The sequence below is a fragment of the Pseudomonas sp. Irchel 3H3 genome (genome assembly GCF_900187635.1).
Classification (GTDB): Bacteria; Pseudomonadota; Gammaproteobacteria; order Pseudomonadales; family Pseudomonadaceae; genus Aquipseudomonas.
Window position 1 is genome coordinate 51,978 of record NZ_FYEC01000020.1, and the last position, 25,335, is coordinate 77,312.

The 25,335-nt window shown below is 64.1% G+C and carries 23 protein-coding genes; 16 read left to right on the top strand and 7 right to left on the bottom strand.

The window, feature by feature from the left end:
• Positions 1-9 precede the first annotated feature (9 nt).
• The 3 genes from chrA to CKW24_RS20025 form a co-directional block, all read right to left on the bottom strand.
• The gene (gene chrA, locus CKW24_RS20015; protein ID WP_095169894.1) at positions 10-1,215 is read right to left on the bottom strand and encodes a chromate efflux transporter; all 1,206 of its coding nucleotides are present in this window, start codon (positions 1,213-1,215) and stop codon (positions 10-12) included.
• 78 nt (positions 1,216-1,293) lie between these two features.
• A complete protein-coding gene (locus CKW24_RS20020) occupies positions 1,294-2,331 on the bottom strand; it encodes an AraC family transcriptional regulator (protein WP_095169895.1) in 1,038 nt (345 codons plus the stop codon).
• 9 nt (positions 2,332-2,340) lie between these two features.
• Entirely contained in the window at positions 2,341-3,255 is a 915-nt protein-coding gene (locus CKW24_RS20025; protein WP_095169896.1) for a GGDEF domain-containing protein, read from the bottom strand.
• A gap of 457 nt (positions 3,256-3,712) precedes the next feature.
• Between CKW24_RS20025 and CKW24_RS20030 the strand changes: the two genes are divergently transcribed.
• The 5 genes from CKW24_RS20030 (at position 3,713) to CKW24_RS20050 (ending at position 10,293) form a co-directional block, all read left to right on the top strand.
• A complete protein-coding gene (locus tag CKW24_RS20030; RefSeq protein ID WP_095169897.1) occupies positions 3,713-6,256 on the top strand; it encodes a TonB-dependent receptor in 2,544 nt (847 codons plus the stop codon).
• 46 nt (positions 6,257-6,302) lie between these two features.
• The gene (locus tag CKW24_RS20035; protein WP_095169898.1) at positions 6,303-8,216 is read left to right on the top strand and encodes a phytase; all 1,914 of its coding nucleotides are present in this window, start codon (positions 6,303-6,305) and stop codon (positions 8,214-8,216) included.
• A gap of 96 nt (positions 8,217-8,312) precedes the next feature.
• Positions 8,313-9,023, top strand: a complete 711-nt coding sequence (gene tolQ, locus CKW24_RS20040; RefSeq protein ID WP_095169899.1) for a protein TolQ — start codon at positions 8,313-8,315, stop codon at positions 9,021-9,023.
• Positions 9,024-9,037: 14 nt separating this feature from the next.
• On the top strand, positions 9,038-9,484 hold the full coding sequence (gene tolR, locus CKW24_RS20045) for a protein TolR (RefSeq protein ID WP_095169900.1): 447 nt from the start codon (positions 9,038-9,040) through the stop codon (positions 9,482-9,484).
• Complete coding sequence (locus CKW24_RS20050; protein WP_095169901.1) at positions 9,481-10,293, top strand: energy transducer TonB; 813 nt, start codon at positions 9,481-9,483, stop codon at positions 10,291-10,293. The genes tolR and CKW24_RS20050 overlap by 4 nt, the downstream gene beginning before the upstream one ends.
• Before the next feature lie 48 nt (positions 10,294-10,341).
• Here CKW24_RS20050 and CKW24_RS20055 read toward each other — a convergent pair whose 3' ends face one another.
• On the bottom strand, positions 10,342-12,051 hold the full coding sequence (locus tag CKW24_RS20055; RefSeq protein ID WP_095169902.1) for an amidase: 1,710 nt from the start codon (positions 12,049-12,051) through the stop codon (positions 10,342-10,344).
• A gap of 222 nt (positions 12,052-12,273) precedes the next feature.
• Between CKW24_RS20055 and CKW24_RS20060 the strand changes: the two genes are divergently transcribed.
• The 4 genes from CKW24_RS20060 to CKW24_RS20080 all read left to right on the top strand — a co-directional run bounded on the left by CKW24_RS20060 (position 12,274) and on the right by CKW24_RS20080 (position 16,287).
• A complete protein-coding gene (locus tag CKW24_RS20060; RefSeq protein ID WP_095169903.1) occupies positions 12,274-12,540 on the top strand; it encodes a ParD-like family protein in 267 nt (88 codons plus the stop codon).
• Positions 12,537-13,328, top strand: coding sequence for a type I methionyl aminopeptidase (map, locus tag CKW24_RS20065; RefSeq protein ID WP_095169904.1), 792 nt, complete (start codon positions 12,537-12,539; stop codon positions 13,326-13,328). Before CKW24_RS20060 ends, map begins: the two co-directional genes overlap by 4 nt.
• A 90-nt stretch (positions 13,329-13,418) precedes the next feature.
• Entirely contained in the window at positions 13,419-13,871 is a 453-nt protein-coding gene (locus CKW24_RS20070) for an N-acetyltransferase (protein WP_095169905.1), read from the top strand.
• Positions 13,872-14,928: 1,057 nt separating this feature from the next.
• The gene (locus tag CKW24_RS20080; RefSeq protein ID WP_095169906.1) at positions 14,929-16,287 is read left to right on the top strand and encodes an MATE family efflux transporter; all 1,359 of its coding nucleotides are present in this window, start codon (positions 14,929-14,931) and stop codon (positions 16,285-16,287) included.
• Between the two features lie 47 nt (positions 16,288-16,334).
• On the opposite strand, the gene CKW24_RS20085 is transcribed toward CKW24_RS20080, so the two are convergent.
• Positions 16,335-16,988 carry a peroxiredoxin gene (locus CKW24_RS20085; RefSeq protein WP_095169907.1) on the bottom strand — a complete coding sequence of 218 codons (654 nt, stop codon included), beginning with the start codon at positions 16,986-16,988 and terminating at the stop codon, positions 16,335-16,337.
• Between the two features lie 171 nt (positions 16,989-17,159).
• On the opposite strand from CKW24_RS20085, the gene CKW24_RS20090 reads away from it, so the two are divergent.
• Complete coding sequence (locus CKW24_RS20090; protein WP_095169908.1) at positions 17,160-17,363, top strand: hypothetical protein; 204 nt, start codon at positions 17,160-17,162, stop codon at positions 17,361-17,363.
• A gap of 68 nt (positions 17,364-17,431) precedes the next feature.
• A complete protein-coding gene (locus tag CKW24_RS20095) occupies positions 17,432-17,647 on the top strand; it encodes a hypothetical protein (RefSeq protein ID WP_256585514.1) in 216 nt (71 codons plus the stop codon).
• 10 nt (positions 17,648-17,657) lie between these two features.
• Here the strand turns inward: CKW24_RS20095 and CKW24_RS20100 are convergent, their stop codons facing one another.
• Positions 17,658-18,512, bottom strand: a complete 855-nt coding sequence (locus tag CKW24_RS20100; RefSeq protein ID WP_095169910.1) for a CAP domain-containing protein — start codon at positions 18,510-18,512, stop codon at positions 17,658-17,660.
• Between the two features lie 152 nt (positions 18,513-18,664).
• Between CKW24_RS20100 and CKW24_RS20105 the strand changes: the two genes are divergently transcribed.
• Positions 18,665-19,288 carry a cell wall hydrolase gene (locus CKW24_RS20105; protein ID WP_095169911.1) on the top strand — a complete coding sequence of 208 codons (624 nt, stop codon included), beginning with the start codon at positions 18,665-18,667 and terminating at the stop codon, positions 19,286-19,288.
• Positions 19,289-19,743: 455 nt separating this feature from the next.
• Entirely contained in the window at positions 19,744-21,390 is a 1,647-nt protein-coding gene (gene mqo / locus CKW24_RS20110; RefSeq protein WP_095169912.1) for a malate dehydrogenase (quinone), read from the top strand.
• A gap of 94 nt (positions 21,391-21,484) precedes the next feature.
• On the opposite strand, the gene CKW24_RS20115 is transcribed toward mqo, so the two are convergent.
• Positions 21,485-22,369 (bottom strand): LysR substrate-binding domain-containing protein, encoded by an 885-nt coding sequence (locus tag CKW24_RS20115; RefSeq protein WP_095169913.1) that lies wholly within the window; start codon positions 22,367-22,369, stop codon positions 21,485-21,487.
• Positions 22,370-22,523: 154 nt separating this feature from the next.
• Between CKW24_RS20115 and CKW24_RS20120 the strand changes: the two genes are divergently transcribed.
• The 3 genes from CKW24_RS20120 to CKW24_RS20130 are packed head-to-tail and all read left to right on the top strand — an operon-like array spanning position 22,524 to position 25,334.
• Positions 22,524-23,828, top strand: coding sequence for an FAD-binding oxidoreductase (locus tag CKW24_RS20120; protein ID WP_095169914.1), 1,305 nt, complete (start codon positions 22,524-22,526; stop codon positions 23,826-23,828).
• A 45-nt stretch (positions 23,829-23,873) separates the two neighbouring features.
• Positions 23,874-24,962, top strand: a complete 1,089-nt coding sequence (locus CKW24_RS20125) for a polyamine ABC transporter substrate-binding protein (RefSeq protein WP_095169915.1) — start codon at positions 23,874-23,876, stop codon at positions 24,960-24,962.
• A gap of 57 nt (positions 24,963-25,019) precedes the next feature.
• Positions 25,020-25,334, top strand: coding sequence for a hypothetical protein (locus CKW24_RS20130; protein ID WP_095169916.1), 315 nt, complete (start codon positions 25,020-25,022; stop codon positions 25,332-25,334).
• Position 25,335: the final 1 nt, after the last annotated feature.

Sequence of the window (25,335 nt, forward strand, 5' to 3'; positions counted from 1 at the left end):
TCGAATGGCTCACAGGATGACATCCAGGCCCCAGCCCGCCAAGCCGCACCCCAGCACCACCTTCCACGGCGCGACCTTGGCGAACATCAGCGCCAGCAGTGCCACCAGGGCCAGGGCAAAGTCTGCCGGGGTGAGGATGGCGCTGGTCCAGACTGGCTGATACAGCGCTGCCAGCAGCAGGCCGACCACCGCGGCGTTGATCCCGAGCATTGCCGCCTGCATGCGCAGGTTGCGCCGCAGTCGCTCCCAGAACGGCAGTGCGCCGACCACCAGCAGGAACGACGGTGCGAAGATCGCCAGCAGTCCCAGCAGGCCACCGAGCCAGCCCGACTGTGGGCCCTGCATCGACGCACCGAGAAAGGCTGCGAAGGTGAACAGCGGCCCAGGTACCGCCTGCGTCGCGCCATAGCCGGCAAGGAAGGTCTGATTGCTGACCCAGCCGTTGGGCACCACTTCGGCCTGCAGCAACGGCAGCATCACGTGGCCGCCGCCGAACACCAGCGAGCCGGTGCGGTAGAAGGCATCGAGCATGCTCAGGGTCGGGCTCGCCAGCAGTTGGGCGAGGATCGGCAGGCCCACCAGCAGCACCGCAAACAGCACCAGCCAAAACAGCCCGGCGCGCGGGCTGACGGTGATCGGCAACGGCTCGTGCTCGAGGGTGGGTGCCGGCTTGAACAGCAACAGCCCGGCACAACCGGCCGTGGCAATCACCCCGACCTGGGCCCAGGCAGTTGGCAGCATCAGCACCAGGCAAGCGGCGCAGATCATCAGCAGGATGCGCGGCAAGTCCGGGCACAACAAACGCGCCATGCCCCAGACCGCCTGGGCGACTACCGCCACCGCCAGCACTTTCAAGCCATGCACAATGCCGCCGGGCAACACGTCGCCGTAGTCGTGCAGGCCGAGGGCGAACAGGATCAACACCAGGGCCGAGGGCAGGGTGAAGCCGCACCAGGCGGCAAGTGCGCCACGGTAGCCGGCCCGTGACAGGCCCAGGGCGATGCCGACCTGGCTGCTGGCCGGGCCGGGCAGGAATTGGCAGAGCGTGACCAGCTCGGCGTAGCTGCGCTCACTCAACCAGCGCCGACGCACCACGAACTCCTGGCGAAAGTAGCCCAGATGGGCAATCGGGCCGCCGAAGGAAGTCAGGCCCAGGCGCAGGAACACCCAGAACACCTGCCAGGGACTGCGGTCTGCGTTCAGGGATGGGGGCATTCAGGGCTCTGCGCAAAAGACGGGGACAGGCGCCGAGCATAACAATGCCCGGTTGCGCTTTCGATAGCCTGCGGCGTTTCAAGCTCCACAGAACAACTGGCGGATCAGGTTGGGGGTGCTGCCGGTCCAGCGCTTGAACGAGCGCCGAAAGTTCGCCGGGTCGTTGAAGTTCAAGTAGGCCGCCACTTCCTCGTTGTTCATACCCTTGACCTGGTACAGGTAGAGCGCCACATGTTTGCGCACCAGGTCAACCTGCTGCTGAAAGCCGGTGTCGTGCTTGTGCAACTTGCGCTTGAGGGTGGCCGGGCTCATGGCGAAGGCGTGAGCCGCCTGCTCCAGGCTCGGCGCCTGGCGGACTTGGCTTTGCAGGTAACGGTACAGGCAGGCGAGAAAACTGCTGGCATGGCCCAACTGGTCCAACTGCTGCTGGGCTTCCTGGCGTGCGACCTGGCCGGCCGTGGCGGAGGCACCGGGCCAGGCTTGCGTCAGGTACTGGCGGGGAATGCGCATCATGTCCAGCGGGCGCTGGAACTGGGTTTGCTCGCCCAGGTGCACCCAGTACTGTTCGACATAACGGGGCTCGTCGTAGCTTAAACTGCATTGCCAGGGCAGGCGCTGGCCACTGAGCCATTGGCTCATGGCGACCAGCGAGGTCATGCTCGCTTCCAGCAGGAAGCGCCACTGCTCGCCTGCGCCGCAGCTGTCGAGCCAGTAGAAGTAGGCGTACTGCTCATCCAGCACCAGTTGCGGGGTGACCAAGGGACTGAGCAGCGCCTGCTGCTGGACCAGGGTGTCGAGAGCCTGGTGCAGGTTTTGCGCGTGGCGCAGGGCATGGCTGGCGGCACCGTAATGCCCCGGCAACAAACGCTGGCCAAACAGGAAGCTGCTGTCGTCGGCGTCGAGCAGCCGCTTGCTGTTGCCAATCAAGGCGAAGAACTGCTGGGGACTGAGGCGGGTCTGGCCGGCCAGGATGTCCTCATGGAACAGCCCGGTGCCGCGCAACAGGCGATGGCTGTCGATATCCCGCGAGAGGGCCAGGTCGATCAGGGTCGCCGGCTGGTAGTGCCCGGGAATGAAGCGACTGTCGTTTTCGTACCACAGGGTTTTGCAGGTCATGTGCGCGCCTCAGGCCGTCTTGGCCAGCGGCTGCTTGGCCCGGGCCAGCGCCAGGTTCAGGCGTTTGAGCAACTGCTCGGGGGATTCGTCCATGGCCATCACCACCGCGGTGCTTGCCGACAGGTGCAAGCGTTCGCCGTGCTGGCGGGTTTTGTGGGCCAGGCCGTGCACCGCTTGTTGCAGCTCCAGTGCCAGTAACCGCGCCTGGCTTTCGCCGGTGTTGGCCAGCACCACCACAAAACGATCGCCGGCCAGGCGGCAGAGCAGGTCCTGGCGCCGCAGGTTGAGCAGCAGCAAGTGACTCACCGCCTGCAGCACGGCGTCGCCTTCAGCGTGACCACAGGCCTGGTTGATGGCGGCGAAGTTGTCCAGGTCCAGGGCCAGCAGCGACAGCGGTTGCTGCTGCTCCAGGCTTTCCGCGACGCTGCTGGCCAGTTGGCGCTTGAGATAGTCGGCACCGCCCAAGGGCGTGAGCTTGTCGAACAGCCGGTGTTCGCGAAACAGCCGCTCGCGTTTTTCCATCTGCGCGCTGATCGCCAGTTGTTCGCGGTGCCAGTGGTAGATGCCAAGAGTCAGCAGGAGCATGCCCACCGGCATCGGCCCGGACTCCAGCCAGTGATCCCAGGTGATGCTGTCGGGCAGGCGGATAAACTCGTCGAGGCTGTCGATCCACCAGGAGAAAAAGATGCAGCCCAGGCCCAGCGCCAGGTAATTGGTGACCCGCCCGGCGGGCCGACTTTTCAGCACCAGGCCCAGCCAGACCAGGGCCAGCAGGGCCGAGCCGCCTTCACCGACGATGTCCAGCCAGACCCATTCGCCGACGCTTTTCAACTCGCCGCAGGCCAGGTGCAGGAGCAGCCCCAGGTTGGCGGCCAACAGCAGCAGGAGCAGTTTCCAGCGGTGGGGTTTGAGTACCGAGAACATGGCCGTGATCCTTTGGCGAACGAGCAATGCGCGTCAGCACAGCAGATGTCTGTGACAGTTGGGTGACGGGGCAGGGAGGTCGAATCAGCTCAGCCTGGGACACGCGATTTTTGCGCCACCCAGCGCGTGGTGCCTGGAAAATCGCCATCGCGAGCAAGCGGAGCGCCGCCCGGCCTCTCCCACAGTAAATCTGGTTGCCTGCAGATCTTGCGTACGGCCACTAAACCTGTGGGAGCGAGCTTGCTCGCGATGCTCTCAAGTCAGAGCAAAATGCTGATCGGCTCCCTCGTATCAGAGGTCAAATCAGCTCACTGTCCGAGGAAAATCGCGCTAAACCCCCTGTTTACCGGGCCATCTGGCAGTGGCTGTCACAGAACCGTCATTCCCCACCCCTAGCGTGCCCTCCCAGTTGCCGGGCGTCTTGCCTGGCGTTATCGGACTCTTGGGGGGGACCACCATGTACCAGCGCAGCAGCCACCCGCGCAGCGGCACCGCCGGGCTTGTCAGTTTCACGCTGACCGCCCTGGCCCTGGCGATAGCCAGCGACCGCTTGCACGCCGCCGAAACCGCCGGCCAGACCGAGCACATCGAAGTGGTCGGCCAGGCTGCCAGTATCGATCAGGCGCTCAAGGAACAGCGCCGCTCCGACAGCATCAAGAGCGTGGTGCATGCCGACGGCGTGGCGCAATTGCCGGACGAGAACGTGGCCGAGGCGGTGCAACGCCTGCCGGGGATCAGCGTCGAGCGCGACCAGGGCGAAGGCCGGTTTGTCAGCGTGCGGGGCCTGGGACCGGACCTCAACAGCGTGACCATCAACGGCACCCTGGTGCCCTCGCCGGAAAGCGAGCGCCGCGCCGTGGCCCTCGATGTATTGCCGGCGGAGCTGGTGCAATCGCTCTCGGTGATCAAGACCCTGACCCCGGACATGGATGCCAACTCCCTCGGTGGCACCGTGGATGTGCAGAGCCTGTCGGCCTTCGATCATCAGGGCCTGTTCTACACCGGCAGCAGCGAGGCCAGCTATGACCAGAACAGCCATCAGACCAGCCCGAAATTTTCCGGGGCGATCAGCGACCGCTTCAGCCTCGGCGATGGCATCGACAACTTCGGCGTGGCCGCGGCGCTGAGCTGGCAGAAGCGTGACTTCGCTTCGGACAACGTCGAGACCGGCGGCGCCTGGGACTTCGAGCGGGGCGCACGGCTCGATGAGTTCGAGCAGCGTGACTACGACATCAGTCGGGAGCGCAGCGGCGGCGGCCTGAACTTCGATTACAAGCCCGACGACCTGAGCAGCTATTACCTGCGCACCCTCTACAGCCGGTACAAGGACAGCGAGACGCGCAACTCCACCAGCATCGAGTTCGCCGAGCCCCAGGCCGCCGGTGAACTGGGGGACGCCGATGGCAAGCGCAAGCTCAAGCAGCGCGAGGAAACCCAGGAGATCCAATCCTACGTACTGGGCGGCGAGCGCCTGCTGGGCCTGTGGACCCTCAGCGGCCAGGCCGGTTACAGCCGCTCCAGCGAAGACAGCCCGGGGCACATCGCCAATGCCGCCTTCAGCGGCGCCGAGGACTTTGCCGGCAGTGGTTTCTACGACAGCGAAAAGCCGCGGCTGATCATCGGCCAGGACTTCTACAACCCCGACAACTTCAGCCTCGATAAGGTCGACTGGGAACAGCAGAAAACCACCGACACCGAGAAAAACCTGCGCCTGGACCTGGCCCGCGACTATGACCTCAGCGGGTATGCGTCGCAGGTCAAGTTCGGCGGCAAGGTCAGCCGGCGCAACAAAGACAACGACCTCGACGCCTGGGTCTATGAGGACTTCGACGACCTGGGGTTCAGTGATGAACAGCTCAACCTCAGCCAATTCCAGAAGGGCAAGGTGCACTACCGTCTCGGCGAGTTCGGTCCGGGCATCAGTGGCAGCGCGATCAAGGACCTGATCGGCGGCCTCGACCGGGCGGACTTCTATGACGAGACCGAGTCGCGGGTCAACGACTTCAAGATGAGCGAGGACATCAACGCCGGCTATCTGATGAACACCCTGGACATCGACGATTGGCGCTTCATTGCCGGCATGCGCTACGAAGGCACCGAGTTCGCGGCCAAGGGCACCGGGGTCAACGACGGCGAGTTCGAGGCCAGCGACAGCAAGAGCAGCTACCACCACTGGTTGCCCGGCCTGCACGCGCGCTACCAACTGGACAAGAACACCCAGGTGCGCGCGGCCTGGACCAAGTCCGTGGTGCGGCCGACCTTCGGTCAACTGGCGCCGGGGTTTGTCATCGACGATGACGAGGCGACCTTTGGCAACCCCAACCTCAAGCCCCTGGAGTCGAGCAACCTGGACCTGGGCATCGAGCACTACATGGGCCGTGCCGGCACGGTCTCGGCGTTCGTGTTCTACAAGGACATCCAGAACTTCGTCTACAACACCGACGTCGCCGGCAGCGGTGCCTGGGTCGATTTCTCCGAGGCCCACACCTTCACCAACGGTGACAGCGCCAAGCTTTACGGCCTGGAACTGGCCTACTCGCAGAAATACGACTGGCTGCCCGCCCCCTGGAACGGCCTGCTGCTGGGCGCCAACGCCACTTTCAGCCGTTCTGATGCGCAGATTGAAGGCTTCGACGCCGCCAGCGGCAGCAACCGCAAGCGCAGCATCGACCTGCCGAGCCAGTCGGACACCGTCGGCAACCTGATGCTCGGCTGGGAAGACGACAAGCTCAGCCTGCGCCTGTCGGCCAACTACAAGTCCGACTACCTCTATGAGCTGGCCGCGATCAACGACAAGGCCCACGACCTGCACGTGGATGCCCAGACCTTCGTTGACTTCAGTGCGCGTTACTCGCTGACCAAGAACCTGCAGGTCAACTTCGAGGCGCAGAACCTCACGGACGAGTCGTACTACGTCTACACCGGCCACGGCGCCTACAACGCCCAATACGAAGAGTACGGCCCAACCTTCAAGCTCGGCCTGACCTTTACCCATTTTTGATTCCCAGCAGACCACAGATTCGGGCAATACCTCACCAAGGACTTCCATGACTATTTCGTTTTCCCCCAAGCGCTGCCTGTTGGCCGCCTTGATCTGCCTGGGCACGGGCCAGGCGTTGGCCGCCGGGCCGAAGTTGACTCTCAGCCCCTGGGCCCCCGGTCTCACTGTGGATGCACTGGCGTTCTTGCCGGCCGACCTCGGCCCGCAGCGCCTGGCGGCCAGTGAGCGCGATGGCTTGCTGTTGCTCGACGAACAAGGTGCGCCGCTGGCCAACCTGCCTGGCACTTTCAGTGGCCTGGACCGCCGGGCTGCCGGCCAGCAGGTGCTGCTGGCCAGTCTCGACAACAGTCGGCAGCAGGCACTGCTGGTCAGCCTCGATCCGCGCCAGCGGCGTTTTGGCCAGCCGGTGTATCTGCCAACGCGGGACTTTGCGGTCAATGGCTTGTGCCTGTACCGCGACGACGCCAGCAACCTGTTCCTGTTCCTGGTGGGCGAGGAGGGCAAGGGTGAGCAGTGGCTGGTGGGCCACGGTGCACAGTTGAACCCGCAACCGCAGCGGGTTCGAGGTTTGCCGCTGCCGCCTTCGGCGCAGTTCTGCCAGGTCGACGATGGTGCCAACCAGTTACTGGTCAACGAGGAAAACGTCGGCTGGTGGGCCTATCCGGCCCACCCTGAGGCCGAGGTGTTGCGGGTGCCGGTGGCCCTGCGCAAGCCCTTTGGCGATATCAGCCAGGAGGCCGGGGCCATGGCGCTGGTGCCGGGCGGCGTGGTCGGGCTCGACCCCAAGGCGGCCCAGCTGCACCTGTATCAGCAGCAGGACGCTGCCTGGAGCGCCGTGGCAAAACTGCCGGTGAGTGAGTTGAAAGAACCGCAGAACCTCGCCCTGCGGGCCACCGCCAACGGCCTGCAGCTGTTGCTGCGTGATGACAACGACGGGCGCCTGTATCAGGGCGAACTGGACTGGCAGGCCAAGCCTGTGCCCTTGGCGCCGGTGCTGCCGAGCGTCGGCGCGCTGGCCCAGAGTGACCCGGTCGGGCGCCAGGGCGATGCGGCGGACGATCCGGCGATCTGGATTCACCCGCAACAACCGGCCTTGAGCCGGGTCCTGGGCACCAACAAAAAGCAGGGACTGTTGGCCTATGACCTGCAAGGCAAGCTGCTTCAGGAGTTGCCGGTGGGGCGCCTGAACAATGTCGACGTGCGGCCCAACTTCAAGCTCGGCCAGCAGACGGTCGACCTCGCGGTGGCGAGTAATCGCGATCACAACAGCCTCAGCCTGTTCAGCATCGACCGCAGCAGCGGTGAGTTGCGCGAGGCCGGCGAGATCGCCACGCCGCTCAAGGACATCTATGGCATCTGCCTGTTCCAGCCCGCCAGTGGCGAGCTGTATGCAATTGCCAACGGCAAGGATGGCACCTTCCTGCAATACCGCCTGAGTGCACCCAGTGGTGTGGTGCAGGGTGAGTTGGTGCGCCAGTTCAAGGTCGACAGCCAGCCCGAAGGCTGTGTGGCCGACGATCAACGCCAGCGCCTGTTCCTCGGCGAAGAGGACGTGGGGGTCTGGGCGGTGGATGCTCGTGCCGATCAGCCGGCGCAGTTGACCAGCGTGATCAAGGTCGGCCCGCAACTGCACGCCGATGTCGAGGGCCTGGCGCTGTATCAAAGCCCGGGCCATGACTACCTGGTGATCTCCAGCCAAGGCAACGACAGCTACCTGGTGCTGGACGCCGAGCCGCCCTTCGCCTCCCGCGGGGCCTTTCGGGTCGGCCTGAATGCGCCGGCCGGCATCGACGGTGCCGCAGAAACCGACGGCCTGGAGGTCACCGCGGTCAACCTCGGCGGGGCCTGGAGCAAGGGCATGCTGGTGGTGCAGGACGGGCGCAAGCGGATGCCCGAACAGACCCAGAACTTCAAGTTCGTGCCTTGGGCCGAGGTCACCCAGGCGCTGCAATTGCCCTGACCGCGGCTGTCATCAACCTGTCATCGGTTTTTCATCGAATAGCCTGGCGGCCGTTGCACGGCAACCGCCACCGGGCACCCACCAAGGAGCTTCACCATGCAGGCCACACTGGAACACATGACCGTCTGGGGGCTGATCAGCGACGCCAGTCTGTTGGTCAAAGCCGTCATGCTCACGTTGTTGCTGGCTTCCGTACTCAGCTGGTACCTGATCATTGCCCGCAGCCGTGTGCTGCGCCAGCGTGAGCGCCAGGCCAATGCGTTTATCCAGCGCTTTCGGAGTGCCCCGGACTTGCAGCCGTTGTACCGCGAGACCGCGCAGAGCAGCGATCCCGAGGCCGGCATCGAGCCGGTGTTCCATAGCGGCCTACAGGCCTTCAGCCAACTGCGCCAACACCCCGGCAACAATCCCGAGGTGGTGCTCGAGGGCGTGGAGCGAGCCATGTTCGTGGCCCTCAGCGAGCAAGAGATCAAGCTGGAAAAGGGCCTGCAGTTTCTCGCCACGGTCGGTTCGGTCAGCCCTTACATCGGCCTGTTCGGCACCGTGTGGGGGATCATGAACTCCTTCCTCGGCCTGTCCCAGGTGCAGCAGGCAACCTTGTCCACGGTGGCGCCGGGCATCGCCGAAGCGCTGATTGCCACCGCTATCGGCCTGTTTGCGGCGATTCCCGCGGTGATCGCCTACAACCGTTTTTCTGCACGCAGCCAGACCCTGCTGACCCGTTACTACGCCTTCGGCAATGAGCTGCAAGTACGCCTGCATCGCACGTTGCACGGCGGCTCCATCAACCTGGCCGTAGCCGCCTGAGCAGGAGAGAGTCAATGTTAGTCAGGCCGCAACGCAAACACGGGCCCAAGGCCGAAATGAACGTCGTGCCCTATATCGACGTGATGCTGGTGCTGTTGGTGATCTTCATGGTCACCGCGCCGATGCTCACCCAGGGCGTGAAGATCGAGCTGCCCAAGGTCGCCAGCGAAGCCCTGGCCACTGACAGCCGCCAACAGATCCTCACGCTGTCGGTGCAGGCCGGGGGCGGTTATTCCTGGAACCTGGGGGGTGAACTCGACACCCAGCAGCAGACCGACAGCGCGCTGACCCTGGACGAGATGCGGGCCAAGGTCACGGACATCGTTGCGGCCAACAGCCAGACCCAGGTCTATATCCGCGCCGACAAGGACGCTGGCTACGGCACGGTGGTGGCGGCCATGGCGGCGTTGCAGCAGGGCGGGGTGAGCAACCTCGGACTGGTTACCGAGGCGCCGCAATGACCAGCATGAGCATGGCCCACCCAGCCCTGGTGTTGCCACGCGCCGATCAGTCGGGGTTCTGGCGCAATAGCCTGGCGGCGGGCCTGGCAGTGGCGCTGCATGTGCTGGTCCTGGCGTTGCTGGTGCACACTTGGTCGGTGGCGCCACCAGCGCCAGCGCCGGCTGCGGTGCTGCGGACCCAATTGGTGATGTTGCCCCCGGCGCCGCCAGCCCCGGCCCCCGCCGCTGAACCGCTGCCGACGGTGGTCGAGCCTGCGCCGGTAGTGGCCGCGCCGGTACCAGCGGCTCCGGCAGCGGTCAAACCGGCAGTCGACCCGCAGATCCAGGCCCGCAAATTGGAACAGGCGAGCCTCGCTCGCAAGCGGGTCGAAGAGCAGCGCACTCGCGAGGCCGAGCAACAACGCCAGCGCGTGGCCCAGGAGCAGCGCAGCCGCGAAGCCGAGCAGCAACGCCTGGCCCAGCAGCAGGCAGACCAGGCGCAGCGTGCCGACCAGGCGCGCCAGGCAGCCGAACGCACGCGCCAGCAGGCGGCGGCCGACAGTCGTCAGTACCTGCCGTTGAGCAAGGAGGCGCCGGATTATCCGCAGCGAGCCCTGGACAAGAACATCGAGGGCGACTGCTCGGTGGAATACACCGTCAACCCCCAGGGCAAAGTGGAAAACCCGCGGGTGCTCGACGGCTGCCATCCGTTGTTCATGCGTCCGTCACTGGCGGCGGCCAACACCTTTCGCTATCAGCCACGCATGGTGGACGGTCGCGCGGTGGCTGTACCAGCGGTGCGCAATACCTTTCATTACCGGATCAAGTGAGACGCGGGGCAGGGGACTGGCGCCAGGGCGGCGCCAGTCCCGCGCAGGTCACAGTGGCGGGGTGCGTGGCGGGACCTGGCGCTTGGAACCTGTGGACTCGAACGCCGAGGCAAACCGCAGCAGCGCCGAATCGTCATAGGCCCGACCGGCAAAGGTCAGCCCGACGGGCATGCCGATGTCCGGCATGACGCCCATGGGCACGGTGACGGTCGGCACGCCCAGGTGGCGGATCGCGAGGTTGCCGTTGGCCACCCACACGCCGTTGCTCCAGGCGATATCCGCGGCCGCCGGATCGACATCGGCATTGGCCGGCGCCACGTCGGCGACGGTGGGGAACAGCACGGCGTCGAGCCCCAGGCGGTCCATCCACTCCTCGAGGTCGATGCGCCGGGTCTGCTCCAGGCCGCGCAGGCCGTCAGGCACCGTGCTGATCTGGTCCCAGGGGGTGATGCCGCGTTCGGCCATGCGCACGTATTCGTCCATGCCGGCGACCAGGTCACCTTCGCGGTTGGGCAGGGTGCCGGGGTCGTGGGGGAAAATCAGCGCACCGTCGACGTCCACCAGGCGCTGCAACTGCGGATCGCCGTTGGCCTGCAGGAAATCGTCGAAGGCCCAGGCTGTCAGGTCCCACAGTTCGTGATGGAGGAACTCCTTGGACACCAGGCCGCGGGTAAACACGGTCGGCGCGCCGGGGCGATCGCCTTCGCAGTTGGAGACCAGCGGGAAGTCCACTTCGAGGACTTCTGCACCAGCCGCTTCGAGGGCCTGGCGTGCCTCTTGCCAGAGACCGATCACCGACTCGCGGGTGTGGATGCGCTGCCCGGTCGGGCCACCGATTCCCGGCGCGGCGCTGGTGCCGGCATCCGGGTCGGCATTGATGAACATACGGGGCACGCCGAAGCGTTTGCCGGCGAGGGCTGCGGCGCGGGCGGCCAGTGCCGGGTAGGACGCCGGACGCACCGAGGCCACGCTGGGGATCGGCACCCAGGGTTGCAGGCGCCACAGGTCGCCACGGGTATCGGGGTCCTCGGCGACCACGATGTCGAGGACTTCCAGCAGGTCGGCCATGGTGCGGGCAAAGGGCACCACCACGTCCATGGTCGGGGTCAGCGGCCAGTTGCCGCGCACCGAGATCACCCCGCGCGATGGCGTGTAGGCACACAAGCCATTGTTCGACGCCGGCCCACGACCGCTCGACCAGGTTTCCTCGGCCAGGCCGAACGCGGCAAAACTGGCGGCGGTCGCAGTGCCGGCACCGTTGGAGGAGCCGGAGGCGAAGGGCGCGGTGAGGTAGGCGGCGTTGTACGGGCTTTCGGCGCGGCCGTAGACCCCACGCTGCATACCGCCGTTGGCCATGGGCGGCATGTTGGTCTTGCCCAGGCAGATTGCGCCGGCGCCGCGCAGCCGTTCGATGGTGAACGCATCGCGGTAGGCGATCAAATTGGCGAAGGCCGGGCTGCCGGAAGCGGCGGTGAGGCCCTTGACCAGGTAGCTGTCCTTGGCGGTGTAGGGGATGCCATCCAGCGGTCCGAGTGTCTGGCCCTTGGCGCGCCGCTCATCGCTGGCCCGGGCTTCCTGCAGCGCGTCCGGGTTGGCCACCACCACGGCATTCAGCGCGGTGGGGGTGTCGGCGCCATCGTAGGCGGCGATTCGCGCAAGATAGGCCTGGACCAGCTCAACCGAAGTTGTCCGGCCGGATTCGAGCGCAGCCCGCAGCTGCGCAATGGATACCTCGGTGACCTCAAACTGCTGTTTCATATCGGCTCTCGTTGCACTGTATTACCCGCCAGGGTCCGGGCTTGCGCCCTGAGCGGGCTATTTAACACCAAGGCGCGGCTAAAAGAAGCAGGCCAAGGTTTTTTCGCGGCGTGTCACGCCAAGGGAAGGCCGCCTTCACCCACCGGTGCAACCCGCCAATTGCGATCGCGCCCTGGATTGGCTTAATATACGAAACGTATACATTTCATATTGAGTGACGCCATGGGTATCGTAAAAATTTCCGAAGGCATGCATGAGAACCTGCGTGTCGCCAGTGATGCGCTCAGTCGCTCGATCAACGCCCAAGCCGAGCACTGGATGCGTATTGGCATGTTGAGTGAGTTGCATCCCAACCTCGACCACAGCGATATCTGCCGTTTGCTGATTCGTGCCGAACAGGCCGGTGGCCTCGACTTGAACCAACTGTGCGCACCGGCGGACCAGGCCTTGAGCCCGGCAGTGCGGGCGGTCGGGGGGACCTCGCGATGAGTGCGAAAGTCCCGCTCAATACCCCGGCGCAGATCGCCCAGTCGCGTACGGCCGGGATGCTCGCCGCCGAAGTGCTGGCGATGATCACCCCGCACGTCAAGGCGGGTGTCACCACCGACCAACTGGATAAAATCTGCCACGACTACATCGTCAACGTGCAGCAAGCCATTCCCGGCAACGTCGGTTATCACGGCTTCCCGAAAACCGTATGCACCTCGGTCAACCAGGTGGTCTGCCATGGCATTCCCTCGGGCAAGGCCCTGCAGGACGGCGACATCCTCAACATCGACATCGCGGTGGTCAAGGACGGCTGGTACGGCGACACCAGCCGCATGTACTTCGTCGGCGAACCCAGCGCGGACGCCCGGCGCCTGGTCGAGACCACCTATGAAGCCATGTGTGCGGGGATCCGCACCGTGCGCCCGGGCTCGACTCTGGGCGACATCGGTCATGCGATCCAGACCGTGGCCCACCGCGAGGGCTACAGCGTGGTGCGCGAGTACTGCGGCCACGGCATCGGCAAGGTCTATCACGACGAGCCGCAGGTGCTGCACTACGGCCATCCCGGCCAGGGCCTGGTCCTCAAGCCGGGGATGATCTTCACCATCGAGCCGATGCTCAACGCCGGCAAACCCCACACCCGCACCCTGGGCGATCGTTGGACGGTGGTGACCAAGGATCACTCACTTTCGGCACAGTGGGAGCACATGGTGGCGGTGACCGCCGATGGCTTCGAGGTGCTGAGCCCCTGGCCGGACACCCCGGCCGGGTTTGCCCCGATTGTTTGATCGCGGGGCCTGGCGCTCAGAAAAGCCCGTGCGTGGCTGGCGGGCTTGGCTAGACTTCAGGATCGAGCCCTGACCTGATCCGAGTTGCCCATGACCCTTGAACTGCTGCGCGCCGATGCTTCCCGTGTGGATCAAGTTGCCGACCTGTTCGATGCCTACCGAGGTTTCTACGGCCAGCCAGCGAACCTGCCTCAATCGCGGCAGTTCCTCGCCGAGCGCCTGGCCCGCGACGAGTCGGTGATCTTCTATGTGCAGGATGCGTCCGGCCAGGCGCTGGGTTTCGTGCAGTTGTACCCCAGTTTTTCCTCGATCGATGCCCATCGCACCTGGCTGCTCAGCGACCTGTTCACCGCCTCCCAGGCCCGCGGGCGCGGAGTAGGGAGCTTGTTGATGAACGCCGCCCGGGAGTTCGCCGTGGCCACCGGGGCCAAGAGTTTGGTCCTGGAAACTGCCACGGACAACCATATCGCGCAGCGCCTCTACGAGTCGCTGGGCTACGTCCGCGACCCGGGCTACTACACCTATTGCCTGGACCTGAAATAACCCGGCACCGGGCCCATCCAGCACTGCGCTACTCGCTCAAGGCCTCCATGGTGGTAACCAAAATCCGGATGCATACCTTCGCTCAGCCTGCCGATGGGGCAGGTGGATCAAGATCAAGAGCTGCAGGCGAGCTAACGCTCGACCTGTTGAGTGGCAAGGGCGGGCGAGGCGGCCTACCGACCTGCTTTTCCCTGGTGTATGAATCTCCCCTGTGGGAGCGGTCACCACCATCCTGGAGTTGCCCAAGGCGCCGTCCGCGGGTTGCCACAATCTATGGACACGCCGCAAATCCTGTGGGAGCGAGCCTGCTCGCGATGGTCGTCAACGTTGACGCGCACTGCCTGATGCACCGCGTCGTCCTTGCGATTATCGCTGGCAAGCCAGCTCCCACAGGTCCCTGCATATACCGGACACTGTGGAGCGGGCGCCCGCTTGCGGCCTGCTCGCGATGGGGCCATCCCGGATTGCTGCAATCTATGGGCACGCCGTAAATCCTGTGGGAGCGAGCCTGCTCGCGATGGTCGTCAACGATGCCGCACACTGCCTGATGCACCGCGCCGTCCTTGCGATCATCGCTGGCAAGCCAGCTCCCACAGGTCCCTGCATATACCGGACACTGTGGAGCGGGCGCCCGCTTGCGGCCTGCTCGCGATGGGGCCATCCCGGATTGCTGCAATCTATGGGCACGCCGTAAATCCTGTGGGAGCGAGCCTGCTCGCGATGGTCGTCAACGATGACGCGCACTGCCTGATGCACCGCGCCGTCCTTGCGATTATCGCTGGCAAGCCAGCTCCCACAGGTCCCTGCATATACCGGACACTGTGGAGCGGGCGCCCGCTTGCGGCTTGCTCGCGATGGTCGTCAACGTTGATGCGCACTGCCTGCATGAACAGAGTGGCCAAAAAGTGCGGGCTGTCTTAGCCACAGAGTGCGAGGAATAGGATTGCGGTACCGCTATAACTATTGTCATGTCGCTTCCCTCCACCAGGCCCGGTAGAAGCGATTTGGCGTAGACTGCGGCGAGCACATTCTCTTGCCTGTCCGAGATGGATCCTCCATGCACAACCCGGTTTCGCCGCGCCCCCTCTGGAAAACCTACCTGTTGTTCCTCGCCCCGATGGTGCTGTCGAATTTCCTGCAGTCGATGTCGGGCACGGTCAACAGTATTTACATCGGTCAGATGCTCGGTACCCAGGCGCTGGCGGCGGTGTCCGGGATGTTCCCCATCGTGTTTTTCTTCATTGCCCTGGTGATCGGCCTGGGCGCTGGCGCCGGGGTGTTGATTGGGCAGGCCTGGGGCGCGCGTGAGCCGGCGATGGTCAAGGCCATCGCCGGCACCACGCTGCTGCTGGGAGCGCTGATCGGCCTGGTCGCGGCGCTGCTCGGCAGTGTGTTCGCCCGGCAGGCATTGCAGGGCTTGGGCACCCCGGCGGACGTGCTGGAGGATGCGGTCGCCTACGCCCGGGTGATGATGTGGACCATGCCGCTGCTGTTGGTGTTTGTGCTGTTCACCCAGTTGTTGCGCGGGGTCAGCGATACGCTGTCGCCGCTGTTGGCGCTGGTGGTGTCGACCTGCATTGGCCTGTTGCTGACGCCGGCGTTGATTCGCGGCTGGTTCGGCTTGCCCGAGATGGGGATTCAGAGTGCGGCGTGGGCCGGGCTGGCGGGTAACCTGGCGGCGATGCTGTGGTTGGTCTGGCACTTGAACCGCAAGGCTCATGTGCTGGCCCCGGATCGTGCGTTGCTGGCCGCGATGCGCCTGGACCGGGTGATCCTGGCCAAGGTGCTGCGGATCGGCTTGCCCACGGGGCTGCAGATGGTGGTGATTTCACTGTCCGAACTGGTGATCCTGGCGCTGGTCAACCAGCACGGCTCCCAGGCCACGGCGGCGTACGGCGCGGTCACGCAGATCGTCAACTACGTGCAGTTTCCCGCGCTGTCGATCGCCATCACCGCCTCGATCCTCGGGGCCCAGGCCATTGGTGCCGGACGCGTCGAGCGCATTGGCCCGATCCTGCGCACGGGCCTGTTGATCAACGTCTGGTTGACTGGCGGCCTGGTGCTGCTGGGCTACCTGTTGTCGCACTGGCTGCTGGGGTTGTTCATCACGGAACCGGCGACCCAGGCGCAGGCCCAGCATCTGCTGCACATCATGCTCTGGAGCATGCTGGTGTTCGGCTTCCAGTCGGTGATCGGTGGGATAATGCGGGCCAGCGGTACGGTGCTGGTGCCGGTGGCGATCTCGCTGTTTTGCATCCTCGGTGTCGAGTTGCCGGTGGCCTACCTGCTCAATGCACGTTTCGGTCTGCCTGGGGTGTGGATGGCCTTTCCAGTGGCCTACCTGAGCATGCTGGCACTGCAGACTGCCTACTACCGGCTGGTGTGGCGCCATCAGAAGATCGAACGCCTGGTGTAAGGCAAGCGCCCGTGCCGTCGTTACGGCCGGGCGGCTGTCGTTTGCGTTTACTTCGGCGCCGCGGTGGTGCGCAGATACGGCAGGTGGATGTCCAGGCTGCCGTACTTGTCCCGGGCCTGCTCATCGTTGAGCGCCAGGGCGACGATTACATCCTGTCCCGCCTGCCAATTGGCCGGAGTCGCCAGCGGTACGTTGTAGGTCAACTGCAAGGCATCCAGGGCGCGCAGCACCTCGGCAAAGTTACGCCCGACGGACATCGGGTAGGTCATCGACAACTTGAGTTTCTTGTCCGGGCCGATGATGAATACCGAACGCACCGTGGCGGTGTCGGCGGCCGTCCGGCCATCGGGCAGGTAGGCTTCGGCGGGCAGCATGTCGAACGCCTTGGAGACAGCCAGGCCCTCGTCGGCAATGATCGGGAAGTCGGCCCTGGCGCGGCAGAAGCCTTCGATGTCGGTCTTCCACTGGGTGTGCGAGTCGGCACTGTCCACGGACACGCCGATCACCTGGGTACCACGCTTGGCCCATTCGGCGGCCAGTTGCGCCACCGCGCCGAATTCGGTGGTGCATACCGGGGTGAAATCCTTGGGATGAGAAAATAGAATCGCCCAGCCCGAGCCGATCCAGTCATGGAACTGGATCGGGCCCTGGTCCGTGTCGGCGCTGAAGTCGGGGACGAGGTCGTTGATGCGCAATGCCATGGGAGTCTCCTTGAGTCGTGGGATGAGGTACAGGCCTGACTCAGCCTAGTCGGGATTTGCCGCCTGGCCCGGCAGCCGCAAACCGTTCGTCATCTCGCCCGCACCCCGGCGCATGGCCGCCTTCCAACGAGTACGGCCCAGGCTTTCTGGACCTCAATCGGTGAGGTGACTATGTCTACTGACTCGAGTTTCCAGGACGAACCCCTGGACGATGATCCTTCCACTGCCGACCCGGCACCGGAGGACGATCCTCGGTTGTCCGATCCGCTGGCGCGTCCGGATGTGGTACCTCGCAAACGGCCTGAGGACTGGAACGAACCCAGCGAGGGCGATGGCATTCCCAGTGACAAGGATATGCCGCTGCCCAATGACTGATTACCCCTTGAACCAAACGCCTGGCGGGGCCTGGCGCCCCTCAGGCGTCTTGCATGAGGTGCACGATGATGTCGATGTTTACCCCGAATGAACCCAGCCCCAGTGATCCACCGGATCCGGCCCGGCAACACGATCCGGTGACTGACCCCAACGTCAATGGCGATCCCGATCGCCAGGACCAGGGCAATGATGTCGAGCGTCCGATGGACCCGGATGCGCCCGGCGCCAACCCCCAGGTACCACCACCTGACGAGCCGACGCCATTGTCGGATGACCGGCGTTAAGGAACGTGGTTTATGGCGTGCCGAACAGGCTGGTCCAGTAGATGCCGGCGTCACTTTTCGGGTCCACCGCATAGGCCGCGCCCAGCTCGCTGAATTGCGGGTTCATCAGGTTGGCGCAGTGCCCGGGGCTGGACAGCCAGCCGTCGAGCACTTTGCGCGGGGTGTCCTGGCCGGCGGCGATGTTCTCGCCCACCAGTTGGCCGCTGTAGCCGGCCAGTTCCGCGCGGTCGCCGGGGGTGCGGCCGTCGCGGTCCTTGTGATCGAAGAAATTGTTGTTGGCCATCGACCGGCTGTGATCCTGGGCGGCAGTGGCGAGCGTGGCGTTCCAGGCCAGGGGCGCGGTGGCGCTGAACGCCTGGGTGCCGCACTGGCGCGGTTGGGCGCGGGCGCTGTTGATCAACTCCAGGAGCTTCTGGCCTTCGGTTTGCCAATCCCCCAGGCGTCCACTCAATAGCGGCCGCGCCAGGACGATGCGCCATGTCGGGCCAGCGCGGCTGACCCCGATATCGACGAACTGCGGGTCGAGCACCACCTGGCAAAAACTTTCCTGCACCGCTTTCATCGCCGCCTGGGCATTGACTGGGCCCTTGAGGGTGATCGCCTGCACGTTGACCATCGGGTACGCCGCGCGGGCCATGGCCTGTTGCAGGTCGCCCAGATTACTGTCGGGAGAGAGGATCAGTCGCGGGTCGGCCGCCAGCGCAGGCAATTCGCCGGCGGCCTGGCCCGCGCAGCGCTGGATCTGGCTGCGATAGGTGTTGATCGACTCCACCAGTTGGCTTTCCTCGGTGGCCGCCGCGCTGCTGGCAAAGCCGATTGCCAGCGACAACGTGGCAAGACGCAAAATGGATGACAGGACGCGCATGGAAGTCTCCCTTGAACTGACTGGGCACATGATGCGCGATCTTGCCCCGGGTCGCGCAACGGGTTTTTACTTCGCAGCTACGCTTAAGCCTGTCAATCGGCCGCTGTGTCGACTGTTTGGGCCCGTCGCCAATCTATCAGCAGGGTGCGCTCATGCGTTGCATCTGGATGGTCAGTGGTTTGCTATTCGCGCTCCTGGGTAGCCAGGCAGTCGCGGCACAAACGGCGCAAAAACCGGCCGCGGTGGTCGAGGACAAGGCCGAGGTCCTCGAGCAGAAAGTCGTCGACAAGGCCGGGACGGCTCCGGTGCCCAAGACCCAGGCCATCACCCCCAGCGAGGTGCAGGTGGTCGATCCGGTAGGCAAGGCGCCGCTGGATGATGCCATCACCTGCTTGTCGCGGACGATCTACTGGGAGGCTAAAGGTATCTCCACGGCCGACATGGAAGCGGTGGCCTGCGTGGTGATGAACCGCCTGGGCCATGAAGGTTTTCCCGACACCGTGTGTGGCGTGGTCAAGCAGGGCGTCGAGACCCGCGCCTGCCAGTTTTCCTGGTGGTGCGACGGGCGCTCGGATCAGGTCCGGGATGAGGGCGAGTACACCGAGGCCAAGGAGATCGCGCGCAAGGCCCTCAACCAGCAACTCAAGGACCGCACCCTGGGCGCCTTGTATTTCCATGATCGCAATGTGAAACCCGACTGGTCGCGCACGTACATCAAGACCGCCGAGACCGGTAAGTTTCTGTTCTACAAGCCGCGTAATGGCACGGCGCAGTAAGGGGCCAATTTAAACGGTTTTTGCCAATGGCCGCTGCAGGCGCTAATCAAGCGGTTTTGCGGGTTCGTTGAGCGCCGCACCTGAGGTAGAATGCCGCGGCACGGAGGCTCGCGGCCTCGGGGATCATGGGCATCCGGCGTCTTCAGGCGTTGGGTGTGAGTGCCGCGAAGCGGTTGACGGGCGTATTTGAGCAAGCGGGTCTACTCTGTTTAATCACTGCGCTTGAAGTTGTATCCGAAATTAGTGTCACCCATGTAGCTGAAGCCAATGACTTACAAGAAAGTCAGCACGGGAGGGGCCTAAACGTGAAGTCGACAGTGTTTGTCGGCCTTATATGTTCACCCACCGATCTTCCTGAGTGCGGGGTTCGTCGGCATGCGCCAGTGCATGTTGCCAGCCAGGGCGCCTCATGATCGTGAACGGGGTGAATGGCGTTCTATCCTAGGTATTACCGAATGTTAAAAAAAATGAACAAGGGGCTACTTGGCCTGGCCATGTCGATGGCCCTGATGCCTGTGCATGCAGCTGAAACCAAAAAAGTCGATGTGCTGCTGATCGGTGGCGGCATCATGAGTTCCACCCTGGGTGTCTGGCTCAACGAACTTGAGCCTGGCCTGTCGATGGAGATGGTCGAGCGTCTCGACGGCGTCGCCCTGGAAAGCTCCAACGGCTGGAACAACGCCGGTACCGGCCACTCCGCCCTGGCTGAACTGAACTACACGCCGGAAGACAAGAACGGCAAGGTCGAAATCCCCAAGGCCATTGAAATCAATGAAGCCTTCCAGATTTCCCGTCAGTTCTGGGCCTGGCAGGTCAAGAACGGCGTCCTGAAAGATCCTCGTTCGTTCATCAACTCCACGCCGCACATGAGCTTTGTGTGGGGCGACGACAACATCAAGTTCCTCAAGAAGCGCTACGAAGCCCTGCAGGCCAGCCCGCTGTTCGCTGGCATGCAGTACTCCGAAGACCCGGCCCAGATCAAGCAATGGGTCCCGCTGATGATGGAAGGCCGTGATCCGAACCAGAAGATCGCCGCCACCTGGTCGCCCCTGGGCACCGACGTCAACTTCGGCGAGATCACCCGCCAGTTCGCCGGTTATCTGCAGACCAAGCCGAACTTCTCGCTGAAAGTGTCGAGCGAAGTCGAAGACATCGCGCGCAACGAGGACGGCACCTGGCGTGTGTCCTACAAGAACCTGAAAGACGGTAGCGAAACCCAGACCGACGCCAAGTTCGTGTTCATCGGCGCTGGCGGCGGTGCCCTGCACCTGCTGCAGAAGTCCGGTATCCCGGAAGCCAAGGAATATGCCGGTTTCCCGGTGGGTGGTTCGTTCCTGGTCACCGAGAACCCGACCATTGCCCAGCAACACCTGGCCAAGGCCTACGGCAAGGCGTCGGTTGGCGCACCGCCGATGTCGGTTCCGCACCTGGATACCCGCGTGCTGGATGGCAAGCGCGTGATCCTGTTTGGCCCATTCGCGACCTTCTCCACCAAGTTCCTCAAGGAAGGCTCGTACTTCGACCTGCTGACCAGCACCACCACCCACAACTTCTGGCCAATGACCAAGGTGGGCATCGAGCAGTACCCACTGGTTGAATACCTGGCCGGTCAGTTGATGCTGTCGGACGCCGACCGCATGAACGCCCTGAAGGAATACTTCCCGAACGCCAAGGCTGAAGACTGGCGTCTGTGGCAGGCCGGTCAGCGCGTGCAGATCATCAAGCGTGACGAAGAGAAGGGCGGCGTGCTGAAGTTGGGCACCGAGATCGTGGCTTCGCAAGACGGCAGCATCGCCGGTTTGCTGGGCGCATCGCCAGGCGCTTCGACCGCAGCACCGATCATGCTCAGCGTGCTGGAGAAGGTCTTCAAGGACAAGGTAGCGACCCCGGCCTGGCAGGAAAAACTGCACCAGATCGTGCCGAGCTACGGTACCAAGCTCAACGATGATCCAGCCCGTGTAGCCCAGGAATGGGCTTACACCAGCGAGGTCCTGCAACTGGATCCGCCGCCGGCGATCAACCCGGCCCTGGCGCCGGCTGCAACCCCGGCAGCCCCGGCCAAGCCTGTGCCGAGCAACCCAGCGGCCGACATGGCGCTGTAAGACCTTGGGCGCCCTTCAGCCCGCTTGAGGGGCGCGCAGGTTTTCAATCGATGTGAAAAAGCCCAGCTTAGTGCTGGGCTTTTTTGCGTTTGGCCTACGCCGACTGGCGGAAAAACCAGTCCACGATCACCTGGCGTGCCGGGTGCCGGGCACTCGATGGCTGCAGCCACAAGCTATAGGCACCGGCGGTTTTCAGGGCCGGGCCGAAGGGGATGATCAGGTCACCGCGGTCGATCAGCTCCTGTGCCAGGGTCTGGTCGGTCATGGCAATGCCCAGGCCGCGTGTGGCTGCATCGAGGGCCAGTTCGTCGAGGTTGAAGGTGATGTGCTTGCAGTCCCTGGCCGGCGCCTGTTGTTGCGCGTGCAGCCAGCGGGTCCATTCCAGCTGGCCGGTGGAGCCGTGGATCAGCGGGTAGTTGCCCAGTTCGGCGAGGTTGGCCGGCGGTGCTTTGCCGGCGACCGAGCCAGGGGCGCAGACCGGCACCAGCAACTCTTCGAACAACAGGTGGTGCGCCTGGTCATCCGGCACGCTTGGCAGGTAGAGGATGCACGCATCGCAATCTCCCGTGGGGTCGACGCGCTCAGTGGCGACAGTCTCGATCGCCAGCGTCAGGTCGGGATGGCGCGCATAGAAATCGGTCAACCGTGGCAGCAACCAGCGCACCGCCAGCGACACATGGATGCGGATACGAAAGGCCGCGTCCCTGGGGGGCAGGCGACTCTCCAGGGCTTGCAACTCATCGATTACCCGTTGGGCACTGGCCAGCACTTCCTTGCCTTCGGCGGTCAGCGTCACGCTACGGCTGCTGCGCACCAATAACGTCGCCCCGTAATGGCTTTCCAGTTGCTGGACCTTGCGGCTGACCGCGCTCTGGGTCAGGCACAGGCGCTCTGCGGCCTGGGTGAAGTTGCTGGCAGCGGCTACTTCGACAAAGGCTTGCAGCGCTTGCAATGAGGGCGCGCGGAATATTCTATCCATGCGAAATATGAATGCTTGAATGCATTAATAGCGTTGGATTAGCCATCAATATCCCCATAAATTCTGGATAAGGCGATCGAGTGAACAGCGTCCAAGCATGCTAATTGCTCATGACAAAAGCCATCAACAGATTTGTGCGGTGTGAGGTGGGTAAATGACTGAAAACATATGTGGCTGGATCGCGCAGACGCCGCCGTCGGTAGCGCAACCGCCCTTGCACGGTGCGCAAAAGGCCGATTGGCTGATCATCGGTGGCGGGTTCACCGGGCTCTCGGCTGCCCACACGTTGGCGCACATGCACCCCCATGCACGTATCGTGCTCGTCGATCGCCAGCGTGCGGCGCAGGGTGCCAGCGCGCGAAACTCGGGTTTTGTGGTGGCCCATGAAAACCCCTCGGGTGCCGACCTGCTCGGTCGCTCGGGCAACGCCTATTACCAGGCCAGCACCGAGATCAGCCGTGCCGCCAGTGCAGAAGTGCGTCAGCGCATCAGCAGCCTGGGCATCGATTGCGATTGGCGTGAACAGGGTTATTTTTTTGCCGTGCACGATCCCGCCAAGCTTGAAGACGCCGAGTTGCGGGTCCAGACCCTGCGCAACAGTGGGGCCGATGCGCAGCTGTTAATGGGCAAGGCCCTGAGCCAACAACTGGGCACCGACTTCTATCAGGCAGGGATCTGGTGTCGCGGCGGCAACGCGTTGTTGCAGCCGGCGAAGTACGCCAAGGGTTTGCGCGATGCCTTGCCAGAGTCGGTGACCCTGTATGAGTCCACCGAGATCAGCGGTCTTGCTCGGCAGGCCAACGGCAACCTGCGCGCCACATCGGCCCTGGGCAGTGTCGAGGCGCCGCAGGTACTGGTCTGCGTCGGGCCCTTCCTGCCTCGGGTCGGGGTCCGCGAGCGGGCGGTGTTCCCCCTTGAGCTGAGCGCCAGCCTGACGCATCCGCTGAGCGATGACGAATTCGCCCAAATGGGCAGTCCCCAGCCCTGGGGTGTGCTGTCGACCCGGCCGGCCGGTGCGACCGTGCGCCTGACGCCGGATCGGCGGCTGTTGATTCGCAACACTGTGGAACTGCGTCGGCGCGATCTCGATGGCGCCGCGCTGGGAGTACGGCGCAACAGCCACTTGCGGGGGCTGCAACGGCGTTTCCCGTGGATCACCGAGGCGCATTTGCAACACAGCTGGACCGGGCACTTGAGCGCCACCCGCTCCGGTGAGCCGCGTTTTGCCCGCCTGGAACGGGGCCTTCATACGGTGGCCGGATGCAACGGTTCCGGAGTGGCGCGCGGCACCTTGTGGGGGCGTTTGCTGGCCGAGATGGCCTCGGACAGCCAGTCGCCGTTGCTGGAAAAAGTCCTCAGCCAGGCCGAGCCCGGCTGGCTGCCGCCGGCACCGTTTTTCGCCGTTGGCGCCTCGGTGCGCCTGCGTTACGAAGCCTGCCGTGCCCAATCAGAGTCTTGATCCACCCCAACCGCCAACGTGGTTTTCTAGCCGGGAACAATAATAATGAACACTTTTAGACACTGCCTGCTTGCCCTTTGCGTCGCCTCCAGCGGGGCGGCCATGGCCGCTGAAACCGTGCGGATCTCCAACTGGAGCAGCTACATCGCCAGCGACACCCTGAGCAACTTCACCCAGCAGACTGGGGTCCAGACCACCTACGACCTGATCGACAGCAACGAGATGCTCGAGGCCAAGCTGATCACCGGCAGCAGCGGTTACGACGTGGTCAGCCCGTCGAACCACTTCCTGGCGCAGTTGATCAAGTCGGGTGCCCTGCAGAAACTCGACAAGGAGCAGTTGCCGAACTGGAAGAACCTCGACCCGCAACTGCTGAAGATGATCGAGGTCAATGACCCTGGCAACGCGTACGGCTTCCCCTACATGTGGGTGACCGTGGGCATCGGCTACAACGTGCAGAAGATCAAGGAAATCTTCGGTAGCACCGAGGTCACCCAGAGCTGGAGCCTGCTGCTCGAGCCGCAGAATATCGAAAAGCTCAAGCAGTGCGGCGTGGCCTTCCTCGATAACTCGACGCAGATGTTGCCCATCACCCTCAATTATCTGGGGCTCAAGCACGACAGCCAGGATCCGGCCGACTACCTCAAGGCCGAAGCCGCCTTGCTCAAGGTCAAGCCCTACGTGCAGTACTTCCATCAATCGAAGTACGTCAGCGATCTGGCCAACGGCAACATCTGTGTGGCCATCGGCTTCAGCGGCGACATTGCCCAGGCCACTTCGATCGCCCGTGATGCGAAAAACGGCGTCGAACTGGGGTACTCGATTCCCAGGGAAGGCTCGACCCTGGCCGTCGACATGGTGGTCATGCCGCGCAACGCCCCCAACCAGGCGAACGGCTATGCCTATATGAACTACCTGATGGAGCCCAAGGTGATCGCCGACATCAGCAATGCGATCCACTACCCGAACGGCAACAGCGCGTCGACGCCGTTTCTCGACCCGGCGCTGCGTAACGATCCGGCGGTCTATCCGTCGCCCGAGGTCATGAGTACCCTGTTTGCGCTCAAGGCGATGCCACCCAAGGTCATGCGCCAGGCCACCCGCCTGTGGACCAAAGTCACCAGCGGCCGCTGAGTGGGCGCCGGTCACGTATGATGGGCGCTTTAGCCGCCCGTCATTCAAGGAACCCCCATGGCACTGAGTAAACGCGAACAGGCGCACATCGAGCGCCGCCTGATCGCTACCCTGACCGAGGCTTGCGAAACGGCCAAGGCCGAGATTGTCGGCTTCTGCTGGTTGACCCACGAGGTCGATTATCAACGGTTCCCCGCCAGCCTGCGGGTGACCTGGGTGTTCGAGACGCAGGCCCAGCTGGATCGGGCACTGGCCCGCGGTGAGGGTGAGCGCATGCTCGAGCTGACGGCAGTGGCCTTGCGTGAGGCCGAGGTGGCGTTCCAGCAGATCGCGACTCACGTGCAGTTCGCCTGCGAAGCGCTGCGGGGTTGAA

Bases quoted from the DNA above. Each gene is read 5' to 3' on its own strand.
- CKW24_RS20055 (WP_095169902.1), bottom strand. From the start codon at position 12,051: ATGAAACAGCAGTTTGAGGTCACCGAGGTATCCATTGCGCAGCTGCGG.
- chrA (WP_095169894.1), bottom strand. From the start codon at position 1,215: ATGCCCCCATCCCTGAACGCAGACCGCAGTCCCTGGCAGGTGTTCTGG.
- mqo (WP_095169912.1), top strand. From the start codon at position 19,744: ATGTTAAAAAAAATGAACAAGGGGCTACTTGGCCTGGCCATGTCGATG.
- CKW24_RS20060 (WP_095169903.1), top strand. From the start codon at position 12,274: ATGGGTATCGTAAAAATTTCCGAAGGCATGCATGAGAACCTGCGTGTC.
- CKW24_RS20095 (WP_256585514.1), top strand. From the start codon at position 17,432: ATGTCGATGTTTACCCCGAATGAACCCAGCCCCAGTGATCCACCGGAT.
- CKW24_RS20025 (WP_095169896.1), bottom strand. From the start codon at position 3,255: ATGTTCTCGGTACTCAAACCCCACCGCTGGAAACTGCTCCTGCTGCTG.
- tolR (WP_095169900.1), top strand. From the start codon at position 9,038: ATGTTAGTCAGGCCGCAACGCAAACACGGGCCCAAGGCCGAAATGAAC.
- CKW24_RS20070 (WP_095169905.1), top strand. From the start codon at position 13,419: ATGACCCTTGAACTGCTGCGCGCCGATGCTTCCCGTGTGGATCAAGTT.
- CKW24_RS20105 (WP_095169911.1), top strand. From the start codon at position 18,665: ATGCGTTGCATCTGGATGGTCAGTGGTTTGCTATTCGCGCTCCTGGGT.
- CKW24_RS20030 (WP_095169897.1), top strand. From the start codon at position 3,713: ATGTACCAGCGCAGCAGCCACCCGCGCAGCGGCACCGCCGGGCTTGTC.
- CKW24_RS20090 (WP_095169908.1), top strand. From the start codon at position 17,160: ATGTCTACTGACTCGAGTTTCCAGGACGAACCCCTGGACGATGATCCT.
- CKW24_RS20085 (WP_095169907.1), bottom strand. From the start codon at position 16,988: ATGGCATTGCGCATCAACGACCTCGTCCCCGACTTCAGCGCCGACACG.
- tolQ (WP_095169899.1), top strand. From the start codon at position 8,313: ATGCAGGCCACACTGGAACACATGACCGTCTGGGGGCTGATCAGCGAC.
- CKW24_RS20120 (WP_095169914.1), top strand. From the start codon at position 22,524: ATGACTGAAAACATATGTGGCTGGATCGCGCAGACGCCGCCGTCGGTA.
- CKW24_RS20125 (WP_095169915.1), top strand. From the start codon at position 23,874: ATGAACACTTTTAGACACTGCCTGCTTGCCCTTTGCGTCGCCTCCAGC.
- CKW24_RS20100 (WP_095169910.1), bottom strand. From the start codon at position 18,512: ATGCGCGTCCTGTCATCCATTTTGCGTCTTGCCACGTTGTCGCTGGCA.
- CKW24_RS20115 (WP_095169913.1), bottom strand. From the start codon at position 22,369: ATGGATAGAATATTCCGCGCGCCCTCATTGCAAGCGCTGCAAGCCTTT.
- map (WP_095169904.1), top strand. From the start codon at position 12,537: ATGAGTGCGAAAGTCCCGCTCAATACCCCGGCGCAGATCGCCCAGTCG.
- CKW24_RS20080 (WP_095169906.1), top strand. From the start codon at position 14,929: ATGCACAACCCGGTTTCGCCGCGCCCCCTCTGGAAAACCTACCTGTTG.
- CKW24_RS20020 (WP_095169895.1), bottom strand. From the start codon at position 2,331: ATGACCTGCAAAACCCTGTGGTACGAAAACGACAGTCGCTTCATTCCC.
- CKW24_RS20050 (WP_095169901.1), top strand. From the start codon at position 9,481: ATGACCAGCATGAGCATGGCCCACCCAGCCCTGGTGTTGCCACGCGCC.
- CKW24_RS20035 (WP_095169898.1), top strand. From the start codon at position 6,303: ATGACTATTTCGTTTTCCCCCAAGCGCTGCCTGTTGGCCGCCTTGATC.
- CKW24_RS20130 (WP_095169916.1), top strand. From the start codon at position 25,020: ATGGCACTGAGTAAACGCGAACAGGCGCACATCGAGCGCCGCCTGATC.